Raw genomic sequence first — 18748 nt, 5'->3', positions numbered from 1 at the left:
CTCGTCGCGGTGACCCGCGCATGAACATCTGAGGCCGGCGTGCACGGGGCATCCGGCGAAAAACCGCTAACTGGGGGTGGGTGTTGCGGGCAGCTGCAGCCCCACCGCCGCATACATGTCGGCGAGGACCGCGTGCTCATCGGGCAGAGGCAGAGCGGGGTTGTGCCCCACAAAGATCCGCACCTGGATGAGCGCCTGGCGGACCAGCATCTCCAGTCCACTGACCACGATACCGCCTTCGGTAACCCACTCGCTCGCCAGCGCGCTGGGCCAGGGCGAATAGGCCACGTCAAACAGGATCGTGCGCGCCCGCAGATCCGCCGGGAACACGATACCCGAGGAGGCCCCGCCGGGCAGGGTCGAGATCACCAGGTCGGTATCGGCGGCAACCACATACTGATCAAACCGGCGGATTTCCAGCGGAATTCCCAGGGCATCGGCGATGGGTTCAAGGTGCGCCGCACGATCCGGGGTGCGCGCAAACACCCGCACGGCGTGGGCGCCCAGGCGGGCGGCTGCCACCAGCGCGCTGGCGGCTGTTGCACCTCCGCCCAGAATGTCGACGCCGCCGCGTGGCAGCGGGTCCTCCCCCACCAAGCCGCGCACGGCATCGGCAATCCCGGCAATATCGGTGTTGAATCCGCGGGGAGCCTCCCCCGGCACCAACAGCAGCGTGTTGACGGCGCCGGTCAGGGTCGCGTTCTCGTCACGCTCCCCGGCGATCCGGAACGATTCCCCCTTGAGTGGCATCGTCAGAGACAGTCCACGCCAGGACTCATCCAGCCCGGCCACGATCTCGGCCAGTTCGGCCTCACCCACCTCGCGGCGATCATAGTTCCAGTCCCCCAGACCGAGCCGCGCATAGGCGGCCCGGTGCAGATCTGGGGAACGAGAGTGATCGATCGGCGAGCCGAAGACCGCGAGGTGTGTGGTGGCCACTAGCAGCCCTTACCGGGGTTCGCCGAGCACCAGTCGCGCAGTTGCTTGACCGCGGCCTCGTGATCGGTGTTGTTATTGGTGAACACGGTCTCACCGGTGGTGAGGTTGACCGTGACAAAGAACAGCCAGTCGCCATCGGCCGGGGCGATCGCGGCCTTGATCGCGTCGTCGCCGGGGTTACTGATCGGTCCGATCGGCAGGCCGGTGCGCTCGTAGGTATTCCAGTCGTTTTTATCCTTGAGGGACTCGGCCGAGGACCATACCGAACCATCGGCCTGACCCTTACCGTACTGAGCGGTCGAGTCCATCTGGAGCTTCATGCCGGCGGCCAGACGGTTTTCGATTACCCGCGAAACCTTGGCGAAGTCATCGGTGGCCCGCGCCTCACGCTGCACGATCGAGGCCACGTTGAGGGTGCGCTCATACTGGTCGGCGGGCACACCGGCATCGGTCAGGGCACGCTTGGTGCGATCCACCATCGTCTGCAGGGCCTGGGTAGCGGTGGTCCCCTTGGGGAACGTGTAGGTGGCCGGGAAGAGCCAGCCCTCCATCGTGACCGCATCGGCCGGCAGCCCAAAGCTTGCCGGGTTCGCCGCGGCGGCCTGAACATCGGCCTCGGGCACCCCGATCGCCGTGGCCAGCGCGGGCAGGATCGTGCGTCCGGTGTCACCCTCACGAATCAGCAGACCACCCTCGAGGCGGTTGCCGGGCTTGAGCAGCGCGTTCAGTGCCGCCTGCGCACTCATCTCCTTGCGCAGCGAGTACATGCCCGGGTGGAACACCGGTTCGGTACTGCTGGCCACCAGGAGCTGATAGAACGACTCGACCGAGGCGGTCACGCCGTCCTTATAGAGGGTACGAGCAACGGCCGTGCCGTCATCCCCGTCGGCGATGGTTACGGTGACCTGACCGGTCCCCTCACCCTCAAAATCCTTCACATCCATCGAGGAAATCCGTTCGATCAGCTTGGGGATGACCGGCCCCAGCGTCAACGCCCCCACCCCAACCAGGGCCGCAACCACGAGCACGCTGATGCCCGCGACCACAAACCCTCGCCGCCGACGCTTCTTGGGCTTCGGGGCTGCACGCACGGCGGCGGTGTGCTGTGCCAGCGCGGCCTCGGCCTCGGCGCGGCGCTGCGCCCGGGTTTCGGCAATCTGAGCCTGTTCCCGGGCCTCACGACGACTGGTCGGCGTGGGCAGCACGGGATCGGGCTCCTGCAGGGCACGTTCATGAGCCTCGACCACGTCCCGAGGAAGCTCCCCGGTCAACTCGGAGAATACGTGGTTGAGGACGTCCTCCTCGTGATGCGCCGACCCGACCGGTCCGGATGCCTCCCCCCGCACAATCGCCTCTTCTGGCACGCCGGCATCCCGCGGGACGGCCGCGTCTGCGGGGCCCGCAGCGGCGGCAGGGTCGACGGGGCCGGAGGAACCTCCGGGGGTCAGGCGTTCGGGGAAACGTCCGTTCTGAGGGTCGGTCACACTCAGGCTCCTTCGTCGGTGAGCACCGGTTCACCGGGCGCGATCCCCCGGCCGCGCTCGGTGTCCAGGGCGTGTTGGAGGATGATAACCGCGGCGACCTGATCGATCACACCGCGCGACTTCTTCTGGGAGCGTCCCACGCCGCGCATCGCCTGGTGGGCGGTCACGGTGGACAGGCGCTCATCAACCAGGCGCACCGGGGTGCCGAGGCGAGCGATCGCCTCGGCAAATCCCACGGCGTCCTCGGTTGAGGGGGTGCGGTCGCCGCTCAGCGAGAGCGGCAACCCCACAATAATTTCCACCGGTTCCAGCTCGGCAATGTGCTGGCGAATTGCCGCCAGATCACTGCCGTCCTCGGCGCGCGCCACGGTTTCGACCGGGGTAGCCAGCAGACCATCACGGTCGCTGCGAGCTACCCCGATGCGGGCCTTGCCCACGTCGATACCGATGCGTACACCGCGGCGGAAACCCTCGTGGGTCACGCGCGCCCGATCTGCTCGGTGATCGCGGTCAGCGCGGCGGGAATCGCCGTCACATCCTGACCGCCACCCTGAGCGAGGTCGGGCTTGCCGCCACCGCCACCGCCGAGCACGCCACTGGCAAGCTTCACCAGCGCACCGGCGGCCACGCCGGCATCGCGAGCGGCCTGGTTGGTGCCCACGATGATGACCGGACGACCGGAGACCTCGGCGGCCAGGGCCACCACGGCGGCCTCGGCACCCAGGCGCTCACGCACACCGGTCACCAGCGAACGCACGTCGTCGCCCGAGCCGACCGAACCGAGGTTCTGGGCAATCACGCGCACCTGACCGGCGACCTGAGCGGTCTCGACCAGGGCGGGGATCTTCTCGGCGAGGGCTTTGGCCTCGAATCCGGCGATCTTCTTCTCGGCGGCCTTCAGACCGGTGACGAGCTCCTGGATCTTCTCCGGCAGCTGCTCACGCGGGGTCTTCAGGCTGCCGGTGATCTGCTGCACCAGCGCGCGCTCGGCGGCCAGCTCGCGGAACGCCTCGCGACCCACCAGGGCCTCGACACGACGGTTGGTTGAACCCACCGAGGACTCGCTAATCAGGCTGACCAGTCCGATCTCGGCCGAGGAGCGAACGTGCGTTCCCGCACACAGCTCACGCGACCAGGCACCGTTGATGTCCACCATCCGCACGCGGTCACCGTACTTCTCACCAAACAGCGCCATCGCACCGAGCTCGCGCGCCTCATCGAGGCCGAGCACGCGGGTGATGACCTCGTGGTTACCGAGGATCGCATCGTTGGCGATGTCTTCGATCTCGCTCTTGGTCTCGGCCGAGAGGGCCTGGTTCCAGGAGAAGTCAAGACGCATGTAGCCGGCCTTGTTGTAGGAACCGGACTGGTGGGCGTCCTGACCGAGGGTCTGGCGCAGCGCGGCGTGCACGAGGTGGGTGCTGGAGTGCGCGCGGGCGGCACTCTGGCGGTAGTCGGCGTCCACGATCGTGGTGGCCTCGTCCCCGACGGCGACGGTTCCCTGATCGATCAGCACGGTGTGGCTCACCAGGCCCTTGACCGGACGCTGGACGTCCAGCACCTCGGCCTCGAAGCTCGATCCCACGATGCGGCCCTGGTCGGAATCCTGACCACCGGACTCGGCGTACAGGGTGGTCTCGGCGAGGATCAGCTCGGCGGTCTCGCCGGCCTTCGCGGCGGGTACCGAGGCGCCGTTCACGATCACACCGATGACCTTCGAACCGGTGATCAGCTCGTCATAGCCGCGGAAGTCGGTCTCGCCCAGCGCACGGAAGTCGCTGTAGACGGAGAGGTCGGCCAGGTGGCCCTTCTTGTTCTTGGCGTCGGCCTTGGCCCGCGAGCGCTGCTCGCTCATCGCCTGGTCGAAGACCGCGCGGTCCACGCGGAGACCGGCCTCCTCGGCGATTTCCAGGGTCAGATCGATCGGGAAACCGAAGGTGTCGTGCAGCAGGAACGCGGTCTTACCGCTCAGGGTCGAGTTCCCCGCGGCCTTGGTCTCGGCCACGGCGGCGTCAAGAATTTCGGTACCACCGGCCAGGGTGCGGAGGAAGGTCTCCTCCTCGGCGAAGGCCACCCGCGAGACGCGCGACCAGTCGGCCTCCACCTCGGGGTAGGACGCCTTCATCGCGTCGCGAGACACGGCGAACAGCTCGGGGAAGCTCGCGGCCTCGTAACCCAGCAGGCGCATCGCGCGCACAACGCGGCGCAGCAGGCGACGCAGGATGTAGCCACGGCCCTCGTTGGACGGGGTCACACCGTCGGTGATCAGCATCAGCGAGGAGCGCACGTGGTCGGCGATCACGCGCAGGCGGACGTCGTCCTCGTGGTTGGCACCGTAGGCGCGGCCCGAGAGCTCGGCGGCGCGGTCCAGGACCGGGCGCACCTCATCGATCTCGTACATGTTCTCGACACCCTGCTTGATGAACGCCACGCGCTCCAGACCCATACCGGTGTCGATGTTCTTCTTGGGCAGCTCACCCTTGATGGTGAACTCGGTCTTGGACTTCACGTCCGAAACCAGGTACTGCATGAACACCAGGTTCCAGATCTCGACGTAGCGGTCATCGTCGGTGGCCGGGCCGCCGTCGATACCGTAGGCGGGACCGCGGTCGAAGAAGATCTCCGAGCAGGGGCCGGCGGGACCGGGCTGACCGGTGGACCAGTAGTTGGTGTCGGCGTCCAGGCGCTGGATGCGCTCGGCGGGCAGGCCGGCGACCTCGGTCCAGTACTGGATGGCCTCGTCGTCGTCCTTGTAGACGGTGACCCAGAGGTCCTTCGGGTCAAACCCGAGCTTGCCGTCCTCTTCGCTCCCGGTCAGGAACTCCCATGCGAAGGTGATGGCGTCCTTCTTGAAGTAGTCGCCGAAGGAGAAGTTACCGTTCATCTGGAAGAAGGTACCGTGACGCGGGGTCTTACCCACCTCTTCGATATCCGAGGTGCGGATGCACTTCTGCACGCTGGTCGCGCGGTGGAACGGGGCGGGAATCAGCCCGGTGAAGTAGGGCACAAACGGAACCATGCCGGCCACCGTAAACATCAGCGTCGGATCGTCGCTGATCAGCGAGGCGGAGGGGACTACGGTGTGGCCGCGCTCGGCGAAGAAGTTGAGCCAGCGCTTGCGAATTTCGGCGGTTTTCATGGGTCCGTTCTACTGTCGTTGGGGAGGGGAAGAGTCCGACGACTTACTTGGTGGTGGTACTGATGTCGCTATCCTCGCGAAGCTCGGCTTCGCGCAGCTTGTACGAGTCGGCAACGATGTCACCAAACTCGCGCATGCGGCCGTCGAGTTCGCTGAAGAACCGACGTCCGCGGGTGGTCTTGTTCACCTCGTGGGCGACAACAAATCCCGCGGCAATACCCGCGAGGAAAATGAGGAAGTTTTTCACTGGAGTCTCCGAAATCATGAGGGTGAGTGGGCAACCACCCCACAATCTTAGTGCGCTGAGGTGGTAAAAGGTGGATCTTGCGGTGCAGGTCGCACGCTTCACCTGCGTGTGGCGATCCAAAAACCCGGGTACCAAAAGCGGGGCCACGGAAAACCGTGACCCCGCAAGAGGTGTATGGGTACTAGTTAGCGGGCTGCGTAGTACTCAACAACGAGCTGTACTTCACAGGTCACGGGGACCTCGGCACGCTTCGGACGACGCTCCAGGCGAGCCTGCAGCTTGTCGATCTCTACGTCCAGGTAAGCCGGAACCTTGGGCAGGACATCCTGGTGACCGCCAGCGGCAGCAACCTGGAAGACCTCAAGAGCCTCGGACTTCTCCTTGACGTGGATGGTCTGACCCGGCTTCACGCGGAAGGACGGGCGGTCCACCAGCTGACCGTCAACGAGGATGTGACGGTGCACAACCAGCTGACGAGCCTGGGCGGTGGTGCGGGCAAAACCGGCGCGAACCACGAGTGCGTCAAGACGCAGCTCGAGGAGCTCAACCAGGTTCTCACCGGTCAGACCGGAGGTACGACGAGCCTCTTCGAACGCAATCTTCAGCTGCTTCTCGCGAATGCCGTACTGGGCGCGAAGACGCTGCTTCTCGCGCAGACGAACGGCATAGTCGGAGTCAGCCTTGCGCTTGGTGCGGCCGTGCTCACCGGGAGCGTAGGGACGCTTCTCGAGGTACTTGGCAGCCTTCGGGGTGAGGGCAATGCCGAGTGCGCGCGAGAGGCGCGTCTTGCTACGGGTACGTGACTTAGTAGACACGGTTTCCTTTCAAATGGTTTCCATAAACAGATTTCCCGCACCACAAAACGCGGTGTGGAAAGGAGTTAGAGGGAGTGACCAGGGCGATTCGGCTACAGAATCCATCCCGTCGATCGATGAGTCTCTGCGCAGCCGTACGTCAAGACTCGATCTAGGTCCCCGCTAGCCTAGCATGCGCCCTCCCCGAAAGCACCCGCGCGCGGGGCGTTTTGTCGGGGATTTATGAGCGACATTTCACTCTCCGAAACGAACGGAGAGGTCGTGCGCCCTAGCGTCCGCGGACGATGCGCAGGATCTTGGCCAGGCGTCCGCCCACCTCGCGCTCGTTGCCGTGGGTGGTGGGGCGATAGTAGGTGCGGCCGGTCAGCTCATCCGGCAGGTACTGCTGTTCCACCACGCCGAGTTCGGTGTCGTGCGGGTAGCGGTAGCCCTTACCGTGCCCCAGGCGTTTGGCCCCGGCGTAGTGCGCGTCGCGCAGGTGCTTGGGGACACGCCCGAACGCCCCCGCCCGCACATCGGCAATCGCATCGTTGATGCCCAGATACGCGGCATTGGACTTGGCGGCGGTGGCCAGGTAGACCACAGCCTCGGCCAGCGGGATGCGCCCCTCGGGCATACCGATCATCTGGACGGCATCGGCGGCGGCCACCGCGATCACCAGGGCCTGCGGGTCGGCCAGGCCGATATCCTCCGAGGCGGAGACGATGATTCGACGGGCGATGAAGCGCGGGTCCTCCCCCGCCTCGATCATCCGGGCCAGGTAGTGCAGTGCGGCGTCGGGGTCCGAGCCGCGGATCGATTTAATGAACGCGCTGATGACGTCGTAGTGCTCATCGCCGTTGCGGTCATAGCGCAGCAGCGCGCGATCCACGGCACCGGCGACGATCTCCTTGGTGATGACCGGGCGGGTGTCGGCGGGGTCAGCACTCTCCGATTCACCGCCACGGTTCGCTTCGCCGTCACTGTTCGCTTCGCCGTCACTGTTCGCTTCGCCGTCCCCGAGGCCTGCATCTGCATCTGCATCTGCATCAGCATCAGCATCAGCATCAACGTCGTCTTCGTCTTCGTCTTCGTCCCGATCCCCCGCTTGTCCCTCGGGGGCACCAAAATCGAGCACCCCGTCCTCGGACAGCGCCGCGGCGACCAGCGAATCGGCGGACACCGCGGCCGCCTCAAGCGCGGTGAGCGCGCGCCGGGCATCCCCCGAAGCCAGCCGAATAATGGTCGCGCGGGCCTCGGGATCCAGGCGGTAACGATCTCCCAGACCACGCGGATCGGATACCGCACGATCGATCAGGACCCCCAGATCGTCGTCGGAGAGCTGTTCCAGCGTGAGTAGCAGGGAGCGCGAGAGCAGCGGCGAGATGACCGAGAATGAGGGATTCTCGGTGGTCGCGGCCACCAGAATGACCCAGCCGTTCTCGACCCCGGGCAGCAGTGCATCCTGCTGCGCCTTGGTAAAGCGGTGGATCTCGTCGAGGAACAACACGGTGGAAAGACCGTACAGATCGCGGCTGGTCATGGCCTCCGCCATCACCTCGCGCACGTCCTTCACCCCGGCAGTGACCGCCGAAAGCTCCACAAACCGGCGATTCGAGGAGTGTGCGATGGTCTGCGCGATCGTGGTCTTCCCGGTACCGGGTGGTCCCCAGAGAATGACCGAGACCGTGCCCTGGTCCCCGGACTTTCCCGTGGCCAGACTCACCAGCGGAGAACCCGGGCGCAGCAGGTGCCGCTGTCCGGCGACCTCGTCGAGGGTGCGCGGGCGCATGCGTACCGCGAGCGGAACGCTCCCGGACTGGAGGGCGGAGGACGAGGAAACCATGCCTCCAGGCTATCGGGTACCACCGGCGCCGGCTGCGAATTCGCCGTCGGCGCGCGCCATACGCACACATATTCATCGGCCGTGCCGCTAGTATCGTCTCGAACACCCGAACTCCCTGGAAAGGACCGCATCCGTGGCAGCCCAGAAAAAGGACGAAAAAGCCGCTCGCGAGGCACGTGCACGCCTGCAGCAGTACGAGGCACGCAAGGAGGCGTGGGAGAAAAAGCGTAAGACGCGCACCCGCAACGCCTGGATTGCCGGCGGCGTGGCATTCGTCCTGGTAGCCGGAGCGATCACCTGGGGCGTCATCGCCCAGAATGCGGGCAACACCCCCGAGGCCGGATCCTCCGCCTCGCCGAGTGCCTCCTCCTCCCCCGCCCCCACGGCCAAGGCGCCGGACCCCTCGGTCGCCGAGGATCGTACCTGGACCGGGGACATCACCGTCAACGGCGTCGACCTGGGTATCGAGCTTGAGGGCCAGAAGGCACCACAGGCCGTCGCCTCATTTGTCTCACTGACCCAGCAGGGCTTCTACAACGGCCTGTCCTGCCACCGCATGGTGGACACTCCCGGAACGTCGGGTGAGCCCGGATTCCAGATCCTGCAGTGCGGTGACCCCAAGGGTGACGGCTCCGGCGGTCCCGGCTACAGCTTCGGACCGATCGAAAACGCTCCGTCCGACAACATTTACCCGGCGGGCACCCTGGCCATGGCACGCGTCGGAAACGACGCAAATTCCAACGGCAGCCAGTTCTTCATCGTCTTCGGCGACACCAAGATTCCCTCGGATAGCGCCGGCGGATACACCGTACTCGGCAAAATCACGAGTGGCCTGGATAAGCTCAACGAGTCGGTGACCACGATCCCGGTGGGCGGTGCGGATAACTCCACGCCGCAGCAGCCCATTAAGCTGGACTCCATTACCGTCAAATAGAATCAAGACGTATGTTGGGGCTGCCCGGCATTCGTCGTCCATACTAGGCTTATCGAGAGATCTCGAGAGCATCGAGCGTAAACATCAGCAAGGTGAGGCACGTGTCTACTTCCGAACAGCAACCGTGGGGTCGCGTCGACGACTCCGGTACCGTTTTTGTCCGCGAGGGCGAGCAGTGGCGTGAGGTTGGTCAGTACCCCGACGGCACCGCCGAAGAGGCACTCGCCTACTTCGAGCGCAAGTACCTCGATCTGGCCGGCCAGGTCACCCTGCTGGAGCAGCGCGCCAAGCGCGGCGCTCCCGCAAGCGACATCTCCAAGGCCGTCGCCAAGCTCCGCGAGGAACTGACCGACGCCAAGGCCGTGGGCGACATTGCCTCGCTGGTTTCCCGCGTGGGTGCCCTGGACGCCACCGTGGGTGAGCTCACCGAGCAGCAGACCGAGGCGGCCAAGGCCGAACTCGAGGAGGCCGTGGCCGAGCGCACCCGCATCGTCGAGCAGGCCGAGGCCGTCGCCGGTCAGGATCCCGCCAAGACGCAGTGGAAGCAGGCCACCGAGCAGATGGCCGAGCTGTTTGCGGCCTGGCAGAAGCACCAGCAGGAGGGCCCCAAGCTTTCCAAGGGTGTCGCCAACGACCTGTGGAAGCGGTTCCGTACCGCCCGCGGCACCGTGGATGCCAACCGTCGTGCGTTCTTCGCCGAGCTGGATTCGGTCCACAAGGAAGCGCGCACCCGCAAGCAGAAGCTGATCGAGGCCGCCGAGGCCCTGATCCCCCGCGGTGCCGAGGCCACCTCGGACTACCGCCGTCTGCTGGACGAGTGGAAGCTCTCGGGTCGTGCCGGCAAGCGCCAGGACGACAACCTGTGGGCCCGCTTCAAGGCCGCCGGTGACGCGATCTACCAGGCCAAGGCCGAGCTGGACGCCATCGACAACGCCGAGTTCCAGGCAAACTACGAGAAGAAGCGCGAGCTGCTCGACCAGGCCACCCCGCTGCTGCAGGAGACCGACCGCGAGAAGCTGCGTTCGGCCCTGCTGAATGTTCAGCGTCAGTGGGATGAGGTCGGCAAGGTTCCGCGCGACAAGATCCGCGAGGTTGAAGACGGACTGCGCGCCGTGGAAAACCACCTCCGTGCGCTGGACGATGAGCACTGGAGCAAGAACAACCCCGAGACCAAGGCTCGCACCGAGGGCCTGGCCGGTCAGCTGAACGCGGCCATCGAGAAGCTCGAGCAGGAGCTTGCGGCTGCCGAGGCCACCGGGGATGCCAAGAAGATTGCCAAGGCCAGCGAGGCGCTTGAGGCACGCAAGGCGTGGCTCAACGTCCTCGGCTAACACCACGGTCTGCACGCAGACGGCCACGGAACCCTCGGGTTCCGTGGCCGTCTGCGTTGTCCGGCGCGTCCGCGACCTAGACTTTTCCCACCGGGAGGGACAGGCTGAGAACATGACCTCGGCAGACCTGGCTCGCCTCTTCCCGGGTCCGGGGGCCCACCTTCCGGATCTGCTCACCACCGCGGATATGCCGCTGGCTCAGCTGATCGGCGCGCGGCTGCGTGGTGAGGTGTACGCCCTGGAACGAGGCTTTGTCCCGATCGACATTCCCGAGACATCCGCGCTGCGTGCCCGAGCGCTCGCCCTGGCGCTGCCCGAACCCGCCGATAGTCACCGACTGTGTGCGGTGGGTGCGTCCGCGCGCTGGATCCGGGACTTCGATGTCCCCCGTCCCCTCCGACACACCTTCCAGGGAACCCAGCGTCATCGCACACACCGCTGGAGCATCCTCGACGCCACCGTTCTCCCCGGCGCCATCCCCGAAGAACGTCGCACCCGGATCGCCGGACTCTGGGTCGAACTCACCGAGCCGGAATCAGCAACGCCCGCCCACTCGGACTGAGTGGGCGGGCGTGAGAGCGGCGTCGAGGCTAGCCGCCGGTCACCCGATAGACGTCATAAACGGCATCGATGCGGCGCACAGCGTTCAGGACACGATCCAGGTGGGTGGTGTCCCCCATTTCGAAGACAAAACGGGAGATCGCCAAGCGGTTGCTTGAGGTCGAGACATTCGCCGAGAGGATGTTTACGTGGTGTTCGCTGAGCACCCGTGTCACATCGCTGAGCAGGCCCGCGCGATCCAGTGCTTCCACCTGGATCTGCACCATAAACACGCTCTTCGACGACGCTGCCCAGGCCACCTCGATCATTCGGTCGGGTTCCTGCATCAGGCCCTGGACGTTGTGGCAGTCGGCGCGGTGTACCGAGACACCAGACCCGCGGGTCACAAAGCCGACGATCTCGTCGCCCGGCACCGGGGTGCAGCACTTGGCCAGCTTAACCAGGATGTCGGCGGCCCCGCGCACCAGCACACCGGAGTCGCTGTGTTCCTGCGGGCGGACGCGTCCACGCATCGGGAACTCGATCGCGTGCTCCTCGGCCTCCTGATCGCCCTGGAGCAGCGAAACCACCTTCTCCAGGACCGACTGGGTCGAGACGTGTCCCTCACCCACGGCGGCGTAGAGGGCCGAGACGTCCTCATAGCGCATCTGGGCGGCGACCTCGGCGAAGCTGTCGCGGTCCATGAGCTTCTGCAGCGGCAGGTTCTGCTTCCGCATCGCCCGGGCGATCGCGTCCTTGCCCTGCTCGATGGCCTCGTCGCGGCGCTCCTTGGTGAACCACTGCCGAATCTTATTGCGCGCCCGGGTGCTCTTCACAAACGCCAGCCAGTCCTGGCTGGGGCCCGAGTCGGGGTTCTTTGAGGTGAAGACCTCCACCACGTCCCCGGAGTTCAGTTCGGTCTCCAGCGGCACCAGGCGGCCGTTGACCTTGGAACCCATCGTGCGGTGCCCCACCTCGGTGTGCACCGCATAGGCGAAGTCCACCGGGGTCGCCCCGGCGGGCAGACCCACCACGCGCCCCTTGGGGGTGAACACGTACACTTCCTTGGCGCCGATTTCAAAGCGCAGCGAGTCCAGGAACTCCCCCGGATCGGCGGTCTCGGCCTGCCAGTCGGAGATGTGCTTGAGCCAGGCCATATCGGTCCCGGTCGAGCGCGACACCTCAACCTTATTGCCCGCGTTGCGCTCCTTATACGCCCAGTGCGCGGCCACACCGTATTCGGCGTGCTCGTGCATCTCCTGGGTACGGATCTGGATCTCCACCGACTTACCGCCGGGCCCGATCACCGTGGTGTGCAGCGACTGGTACAGGTTGAACTTCGGGGTCGCGATGTAGTCCTTGAACCGCCCGGGGATCGGGGTCCAGCGGGCATGGATCGCGCCGAGGACCGCGTAGCAGTCGCGCACCGAGTTGACGATCACGCGGATGCCCACCAGGTCGTAGATGTCATCAAACTCGCGCCCACGCAGAATCATCTTCTGATAGATCGAGTAGTACTGCTTGGGCCGGCCCATGACCTTGCCGCGGATCTTCGCCGCGCGCAGATCCGTGGTGACCTCCTGGATCACCTGCTGGACGAACTCCTCACGCTTGGGCGTGCGCTCCTTAACCAGCGACTCAATCTCGGCATAGATCTTCGGATACAGCACCGCGAAGGAGAGGTCTTCCAGCTCCCACTTGATGGTCTGAATACCCAGGCGGTGGGCCAGCGGCGCATAGATTTCCAGCGTCTCGGTGGCCTTGCGGGTGGACTTCTCCGGCGGCACAAAGCCCCAGGTGCGGGCGTTGTGGAGGCGGTCAGCCAGCTTGATGATCAGCACACGGATGTCCTTGGACATCGCCACGATCATCTTGCGCACGGTTTCGGCCTGCGCGGCGTCCCCGTACTTGACCTTGTCCAGCTTGGTAACCCCGTCCACCAGCATCGCAATCTCATCACCGAAATCGGCGCGCAGCTGGTCCAGGGTGTAGTCGGTGTCCTCCACCGTATCGTGCAGCAGCGCACCGGCGAGGGTGCGTGGGCCGAGGCCCAGATCGGCGAGGATCTGCGCGACCGCCACCGGGTGTGTGATGTAGGGCTCGCCACTCTGGCGCTTCTGCCCACGGTGGGCGCGCTCGGCAACGGTATAGGCCCGCTCAATCACCGAGAGGTCGGCGCGCGGGTGGTGCGTGCGGGCGGTCCGAACCAATCGGTCCACGGCACCCGCCGGCTGAGCCTTAGAAAAAATGCGCGGAACCAGCCGCCGCAGCGACGCATTCGCCGTATTTGTATCGGTCATCGTCGATTCACCACCTCATGTCTCTGCTCCCTATTATGCCCGCTCCCCGCCCCCAAAAAGACCACGGCCCACCGCTATCCGCGAACACCACACTGTGCCCACCACATACACACCCACCACTCCCCGCGAACACCACTCAGCGACCACCGCCACCGCCAAAAAACCGGGGCCCCGCCGCAATCGCGACGGGGCCCCGGTTCGAGGTAAAGCTAGATCGTTTAGGCCTCGGAGGTCGAGCTCTGAACGGCCGCACGCTCGCGGTCGGCGAGCACCTTGCGGTCGTGCTTGGCAATCGCCGGCTCCTTCTCACGCAGCAGCGAGTACAGCGGCGCCGCAACGAAGATGGTCGAGTAGGTGGCCACGAGGATACCCACCAGCAGCGACAGCGAGATGTCACGCAGGGTCTCGGCACCCAGGAAGAGGTCACCGATCACCAGGATCGAGGCCACCGGCAGGGCCGCCACAACCGAGGTGTTAATCGAACGCACCAGGGTCTGGTTGACCGCCAGGTTGACCGACTCACCGAACGTGCGGGGCGAGTGCTCCCCCGCTTCGGTGGTGTTCTCTCGAATCTTGTCGAAGACCACCACCGTGTCATACAGCGAGTAGCCGAGGATCGTCAGGAATCCAATCACCGCGGCCGGGCTGATCTGGAATCCGCTGAGGGCATAAACCCCCAGGGTGATCACCAGCACGTCCACCAGGGCGATAATCGCCGCGGCCGACATCTTCCAGGTGCGGAAGTACAGGGCCATGATGATGAAGGTCAGCACCAGGAAGATCACCAGACCGGTGAGCGCCTGCCGGCTCACATCCGCACCCCAGGAGGGGCCGATGAAGGACGAGGTCACCTCGCTCTCGTTGACCTTGAAGGTGCTGGCCAGCGCCTTGGCTACCTGGCTGGACTCATCCGAGGTCATCTGGTCGGTCTGCACACGAATCGCGTGGTCGCCCACCTCGCTGACCTTCGACACGGCGGAGGGAACCACCGAGGACACGGCGTCGGACGCCTTGGTCTGGTTGGCGTCGGTGACGCCACTCACGGTGAACTCGGATCCACCGGTGAACTCGATCGAGAAGTTGAACGGTGCACCGGTCGTGATGCCACGCACCACGGGAACCATGATCGAACCGATCACCAGCAGGATCGCGATGGTGAACCACAGCTTGCGGCGACCAACGAAGTTGATCGAACGCTTCCCGGTGTAGAGGTCGTTACCAAACGACGTCAGGTTGAGGCTGGGCATTAGCTCTCCTTCGAAGAGGTCGAACCGTTGGCGGCCTGAGCCTCGGCGAGCTTACGCTCGGCGATGGTCTGACGCTTCTGGGCCTCACGGCTGGCCCCGAGGGCCTTCTTGGAACCGGTCATTTCGGGGGTACGGAACTGTGCGCGTCCACGGTAGATCGCACCGAGGGCGTTGGGGTCCAGACCCGTCAGCGGGTGACCACTGGCAAAGAATCGGTTACGAGCAAGCAGCTGGAGCATCGGGTGGGTGAAGAGCACCACCACGATGACGTCGATCACGGTGGTCAGACCCAGCGTGAACGCGAAGCCCTGCACGTTACCCACGGCCAGCAGGTAGAGCACCACGGCTGCCAGCAGGTTCACACCCTTGGATGCGTAGATGGTGCGCTTGGCGCGCTTCCATCCGGCCTCCACGGCGGATTCCAGGCCACGGCCATCACGGAGCTCATCTCGAATACGTTCGAAGTACACGATGAACGAGTCCGCCGTGAATCCGATCGCGACGATGATACCCGCCACACCTGCCAACGACAGTCGGTAGCCCTGCCCCCACGAGAGGAGCGCCAGGGCCGCGTAGGTGAGGGCTCCCGCCACCACGAGCGAGAAGATGGTCACAAAGCCCAGCAGACGGTACTGGAACAGCGTGTAGATGACCACGAGGATCAAACCGATCAGACCGGCGAGCATACCGCCGGAGAGCTGAGCGGAACCCAGGGTCGCGGAGATCTCCGAGCTGGACTGCACACCGAAGGACAGCGGCAGTGCACCGTACTTCAGCTGGTCGGCGAGGGCCTTGGCGCTCTGCTCGTTGAAGTTACCGGAGATGCTCGGGCGGCCATCGGTGATGACACCCTGCATGACCGGAGCCGAGATCACCTTTCCGTCAAGCACAAACGCGAAGGCCGCGCGAGCGTCGTTGGGGTTGGCCGAGTACAGCTTGAACAGGCGCTTGCTCACATCGGTGAACGCATCCTTGCCCTTACCGGCGAGGGTGATGTTCACGGCCCACTCACCGGTGCTGGCACCGGAGGAGGTGGTCTTGATGCCGGCGGAGGCGTCGGTGATCGAATCACCGTTGAGCTCAACCGGACCCAGCAGGTAGCGCACGGTACCGTCGTCCGAGCAGGCCACCACCGGCTGATCCTTGGGTGCGTTCTCGGCACCGGTCGGGGTCTTGCAGTCGGTAGACAGGAACTCGGCGCTCAGGTACGGGGTGACCCAGGCCAGGTCGCTGCCGTCGGTGGGCTTGGTGGCCGGGGTCTTGGACAGGTCATCGGTCGGCTTGGGGTTAGCCGTCTCCTTGCCGTCCTCGCCGGTTGTGGTGGTGGTCGGAGCCGACGCCACCAGAACCGAACGGAACTGCAGCTGAGCACTGGACTCGATCCGCTTCCGGGTGTCCTCATCGATCTTGCCCGGGATCGACACAACGATGTTGCGTCCACCCTGGGTGTTGACCTCGGCCTCGGTCACACCGGTCGCGTTCACACGCTGACGGATGATCGACACGGCCTGGTTCAGCTGCTCCGAGGAAACCTGCTGTCCGCCCTCAAGCTTGGGCTCGAGGATGATCTGCGTTCCACCCTCCAGGTCGAGGGCGAGCTTGGGCTGCCAGGAGGCGTCCCCAAACATCGTTCCCGCGGCAAGACCGCCAAACATGGCAATGAGGATCACCGCCAACCAGATGAGCGCCCGCCTACCGTGGCGGACGGGAGCCTGTCGTGATTGTGCCAATGGGCTACTCAGCTTTCTATGGAGGGACGCGCCAGAACTACCCCGACGCGTGCGATGGGAGAGGCGCGTTACTTCTCGTCGGTCTTGGGCTTGGCGGTCTCGGCGCGCTCACCGAACTCGGGCTCGCCCACGAAGGTGGCGTTGTCCTCGTTCAGCTGAGCCTCGGCGGCCTCGTCCTCGGCGGCCGGCTCCTCGGTGGGAACCACGCGCGAGACGATCTGACGGTGAACGGTCAGGATGGTACCGGGGCTGGTCTCCAGCAGTACCTTGTTGTTCTCGTCATCAATCGAGATGATGGTGCCGAAGATGCCACCGTTGGTCATCACCTCGGCACCGGGAACAACCTGCTCCTGCAGGGCGGCGAGGTCACGCTTGCGCTTCTGACCGTTACGGAACATAAAGAAGATGAGCAGTGCCATAACGGCGAGCATGATGACGGTCATGAAGTCCATGATTTTACGCAGAGCCTTTCGCGGCGCGAGCGCCGGGGATCAAAGTTTCGGGTGTGTTGTTCGCTTGAATTATAGGTCATTGCCCTGTTGCGGGGCGTGGGGATGCTGAATCCCGAAGTGTGCGTAGGCCTCATTGGTCGCCATTCGACCGCGTGGGGTGCGCATGATCAAACCTATCCGCACCAGGAAGGGTTCCACCACACTTTCGATGGTTTCGGCCTCTTCTCCGACGGATACCGCCAGGGTGTTAAGCCCCACCGGTCCCCCGCCGAAGCGCTTGAGCAGGATCTCCATGACGGCCCGGTCCAGGCGGTCTAGCCCCAGCGGATCCACGTCATACAGCTCCAGGGCGGCACTCACGGCGGTGAGGTCCGCGCGGGAATTGTGAACCAGCGCATAGTCACGGACGCGGCGTAGGAGCCGGTTGGCGATACGCGGGGTTCCTCGACAGCGGCCGGCGATTTCGGCCAGTGCCGCCCGATCGATGTCCAGATCCAGGAGTCCGGCGGCGCGAGCGAGCACCTGTTCGAGTTCGTTATCGGCGTAAAACTCCAGGTGCGCGGTGAACCCAAATCGGTCGCGCAGCGGGTTGGGTAGCAGGCCCGCGCGGGTGGTCGCGCCCACCAGGGTGAACGGGGCCAGTTCCAGCGGGACCGAGGTTGCACCGGCGCCCTTGCCCACCATGATGTCGATTCGGAAGTCCTCCATCGCCAGATAGAGCATCTCCTCGGCGGAGCGCGCCATCCGGTGAATCTCGTCGATGAAGAGGACCTCGCCGGGCACCAGGCTGGAGAGCAGCGCGGCCAGATCGCCCGCATGCTGGATCGCCGGGCCGCTGGACATCCGCAGCGGACGCTCGCTCTCCTGGGCCACGATCATCGCCAGGGTGGTTTTTCCCAGCCCGGGAGGACCGGCCAACAGGATGTGATCGGGGGTGCGTTCCTGCAGGGCCGCGGCGCGCAGCAGCAACTCCAGCTGCCCGCGCACCTTCTGCTGTCCCACAAACTCGCTCAGCGTACTCGGGCGCAGCGCACCCTCGAAGGCCAGCTCGGCGTCCCCGGACGCGGTGGCGCTCAGGGTTTCGGCGACGTCGTCGAATTCGACGCTCATCGTCCGCTCCCCGGCTGGGGTCCGAGGGCCGACAGGGTGGCGCGCAGCAGCGCGGGCACGGTAGCGGAGGCGGGGTCACCACTCGCGGCGAGGGCCGCCTCCACCGCGGGCACAGCCACACGCTCGTTCCACCCCAGACCCAGCAGGGCTTCGATCACGCTGGCCTTGACGGCGGCGGAGCCGGTAGCACTCGCGCTGACCCGGCGGGTGGCCACGAGCTTGCCGGCCAGGGAGACGATGATCAGCTTGGCGGTCTTGGGGCCGATACCGGTGACCTTGCGGAATGCGGAGTCGTCCTCGGCGGCCACCGCATCGGCGATCTGATCCGGGCTCATCGAGGCGAGCACACCGAGCGCGGACTTCGGACCCACGCCGTTGACGCCGAGGAGCACCTCGAAGACGTCGAGCTGTTCGGTGGTTTCAAACCCAAACAGGAGCTGGGCATCCTCACGGATGATGTGCGAAATGTGCACAAACGTTTCGGCGCCCACACGCAGGCGTACCGCGTGTTCGGGCGTAATCTGTACGGCGTAACCAACGCCGCCTACCTCGATGGCCACTCGGCCGGCGGTGGTGCTGAGCACGGTCCCGCGAAGACTTACAATCACGCCCCTAGCCTATGCCCCGCCTGCGACACGGACTCACTGCCACGCCC

At 65.3% G+C, this 18748-nt stretch carries 16 protein-coding genes; 3 read left to right on the top strand and 13 right to left on the bottom strand.

Annotated features, from left to right (window positions below; genetic code table 11):
• Positions 1-66: 66 nt before the first annotated feature.
• From M2390_RS11445 to M2390_RS11415, 7 genes are all read right to left on the bottom strand, one after another.
• On the bottom strand, positions 67-939 hold the full coding sequence (locus M2390_RS11445; RefSeq protein ID WP_259178818.1) for a shikimate dehydrogenase: 873 nt from the start codon (positions 937-939) through the stop codon (positions 67-69).
• A complete protein-coding gene (gene mltG / locus M2390_RS11440) occupies positions 939-2423 on the bottom strand; it encodes an endolytic transglycosylase MltG (RefSeq protein ID WP_259178815.1) in 1485 nt (494 codons plus the stop codon). The genes M2390_RS11445 and mltG overlap by 1 nt, the downstream gene beginning before the upstream one ends.
• Before the next feature lie 2 nt (positions 2424-2425).
• Positions 2426-2905, bottom strand: coding sequence for a Holliday junction resolvase RuvX (ruvX, locus tag M2390_RS11435; RefSeq protein WP_259178813.1), 480 nt, complete (start codon positions 2903-2905; stop codon positions 2426-2428).
• Entirely contained in the window at positions 2902-5562 is a 2661-nt protein-coding gene (gene alaS, locus M2390_RS11430; protein WP_259178811.1) for an alanine--tRNA ligase, read from the bottom strand. Before alaS ends, ruvX begins: the two co-directional genes overlap by 4 nt.
• Positions 5563-5605: 43 nt before the next feature.
• Positions 5606-5809, bottom strand: coding sequence for a hypothetical protein (locus M2390_RS11425; protein WP_030143455.1), 204 nt, complete (start codon positions 5807-5809; stop codon positions 5606-5608).
• Between the two features lie 185 nt (positions 5810-5994).
• Positions 5995-6624, bottom strand: a complete 630-nt coding sequence (gene rpsD / locus M2390_RS11420; protein ID WP_030143454.1) for a 30S ribosomal protein S4 — start codon at positions 6622-6624, stop codon at positions 5995-5997.
• Positions 6625-6892: 268 nt separating this feature from the next.
• Positions 6893-8449: a replication-associated recombination protein A gene (locus M2390_RS11415; RefSeq protein ID WP_259178805.1), complete on the bottom strand. Its 1557-nt coding sequence runs from the start codon at positions 8447-8449 to the stop codon at positions 6893-6895.
• A 133-nt stretch (positions 8450-8582) separates the two neighbouring features.
• Here M2390_RS11415 and M2390_RS11410 point away from each other — a divergent pair, with 133 nt between their 5' ends.
• The 3 genes from M2390_RS11410 to M2390_RS11400 all read left to right on the top strand — a co-directional run bounded on the left by M2390_RS11410 (position 8583) and on the right by M2390_RS11400 (position 11276).
• A complete protein-coding gene (locus M2390_RS11410) occupies positions 8583-9383 on the top strand; it encodes a peptidylprolyl isomerase (RefSeq protein ID WP_259178803.1) in 801 nt (266 codons plus the stop codon).
• Positions 9384-9484: 101 nt separating this feature from the next.
• Complete coding sequence (locus M2390_RS11405) at positions 9485-10714, top strand: DUF349 domain-containing protein (RefSeq protein WP_259178801.1); 1230 nt, start codon at positions 9485-9487, stop codon at positions 10712-10714.
• Positions 10715-10826: 112 nt separating this feature from the next.
• Complete coding sequence (locus M2390_RS11400; RefSeq protein WP_259178798.1) at positions 10827-11276, top strand: hypothetical protein; 450 nt, start codon at positions 10827-10829, stop codon at positions 11274-11276.
• 28 nt (positions 11277-11304) lie between these two features.
• On the opposite strand, the gene M2390_RS11395 is transcribed toward M2390_RS11400, so the two are convergent.
• The 6 genes from M2390_RS11395 to ruvA form a co-directional block, all read right to left on the bottom strand.
• A complete protein-coding gene (locus M2390_RS11395) occupies positions 11305-13554 on the bottom strand; it encodes a bifunctional (p)ppGpp synthetase/guanosine-3',5'-bis(diphosphate) 3'-pyrophosphohydrolase (RefSeq protein ID WP_030143449.1) in 2250 nt (749 codons plus the stop codon).
• 218 nt (positions 13555-13772) lie between these two features.
• A complete protein-coding gene (secF, locus tag M2390_RS11390; RefSeq protein ID WP_259178795.1) occupies positions 13773-14801 on the bottom strand; it encodes a protein translocase subunit SecF in 1029 nt (342 codons plus the stop codon).
• On the bottom strand, positions 14801-16456 hold the full coding sequence (gene secD, locus M2390_RS11385) for a protein translocase subunit SecD (RefSeq protein ID WP_259178858.1): 1656 nt from the start codon (positions 16454-16456) through the stop codon (positions 14801-14803). The genes secF and secD overlap by 1 nt, the downstream gene beginning before the upstream one ends.
• A gap of 143 nt (positions 16457-16599) precedes the next feature.
• Positions 16600-16974, bottom strand: coding sequence for a preprotein translocase subunit YajC (yajC, locus tag M2390_RS11380; RefSeq protein WP_259178793.1), 375 nt, complete (start codon positions 16972-16974; stop codon positions 16600-16602).
• 78 nt (positions 16975-17052) lie between these two features.
• On the bottom strand, positions 17053-18093 hold the full coding sequence (ruvB, locus tag M2390_RS11375) for a Holliday junction branch migration DNA helicase RuvB (protein ID WP_030143445.1): 1041 nt from the start codon (positions 18091-18093) through the stop codon (positions 17053-17055).
• Positions 18090-18701 (bottom strand): Holliday junction branch migration protein RuvA, encoded by a 612-nt coding sequence (ruvA, locus tag M2390_RS11370; RefSeq protein ID WP_259178792.1) that lies wholly within the window; start codon positions 18699-18701, stop codon positions 18090-18092. Before ruvA ends, ruvB begins: the two co-directional genes overlap by 4 nt.
• Between the last annotated feature and the right edge of the window lie 47 nt (positions 18702-18748).

Origin of the sequence: Mycetocola sp. BIGb0189, assembly GCF_024810155.1 — a bacterium.
Classification (GTDB): Bacteria; Actinomycetota; Actinomycetes; order Actinomycetales; family Microbacteriaceae; genus Mycetocola; species Mycetocola lacteus.
Note: the sequence above shows the minus strand (reverse complement) of the source record. Positions and strands in the feature narration are given on the sequence as shown.

Coding starts and splice junctions, on each gene's coding strand:
- yajC (WP_259178793.1), bottom strand. CDS start 16,974: ATGACCGTCATCATGCTCGCCGTTATGGCACTGCTCATCTTCTTTATG.
- secD (WP_259178858.1), bottom strand. CDS start 16,456: ATGTTTGGCGGTCTTGCCGCGGGAACGATGTTTGGGGACGCCTCCTGG.
- ruvB (WP_030143445.1), bottom strand. CDS start 18,093: ATGAGCGTCGAATTCGACGACGTCGCCGAAACCCTGAGCGCCACCGCG.
- M2390_RS11395 (WP_030143449.1), bottom strand. CDS start 13,554: ATGACCGATACAAATACGGCGAATGCGTCGCTGCGGCGGCTGGTTCCG.
- alaS (WP_259178811.1), bottom strand. CDS start 5,562: ATGAAAACCGCCGAAATTCGCAAGCGCTGGCTCAACTTCTTCGCCGAG.
- M2390_RS11400 (WP_259178798.1), top strand. CDS start 10,827: ATGACCTCGGCAGACCTGGCTCGCCTCTTCCCGGGTCCGGGGGCCCAC.
- M2390_RS11415 (WP_259178805.1), bottom strand. CDS start 8,449: ATGGTTTCCTCGTCCTCCGCCCTCCAGTCCGGGAGCGTTCCGCTCGCG.
- secF (WP_259178795.1), bottom strand. CDS start 14,801: ATGCCCAGCCTCAACCTGACGTCGTTTGGTAACGACCTCTACACCGGG.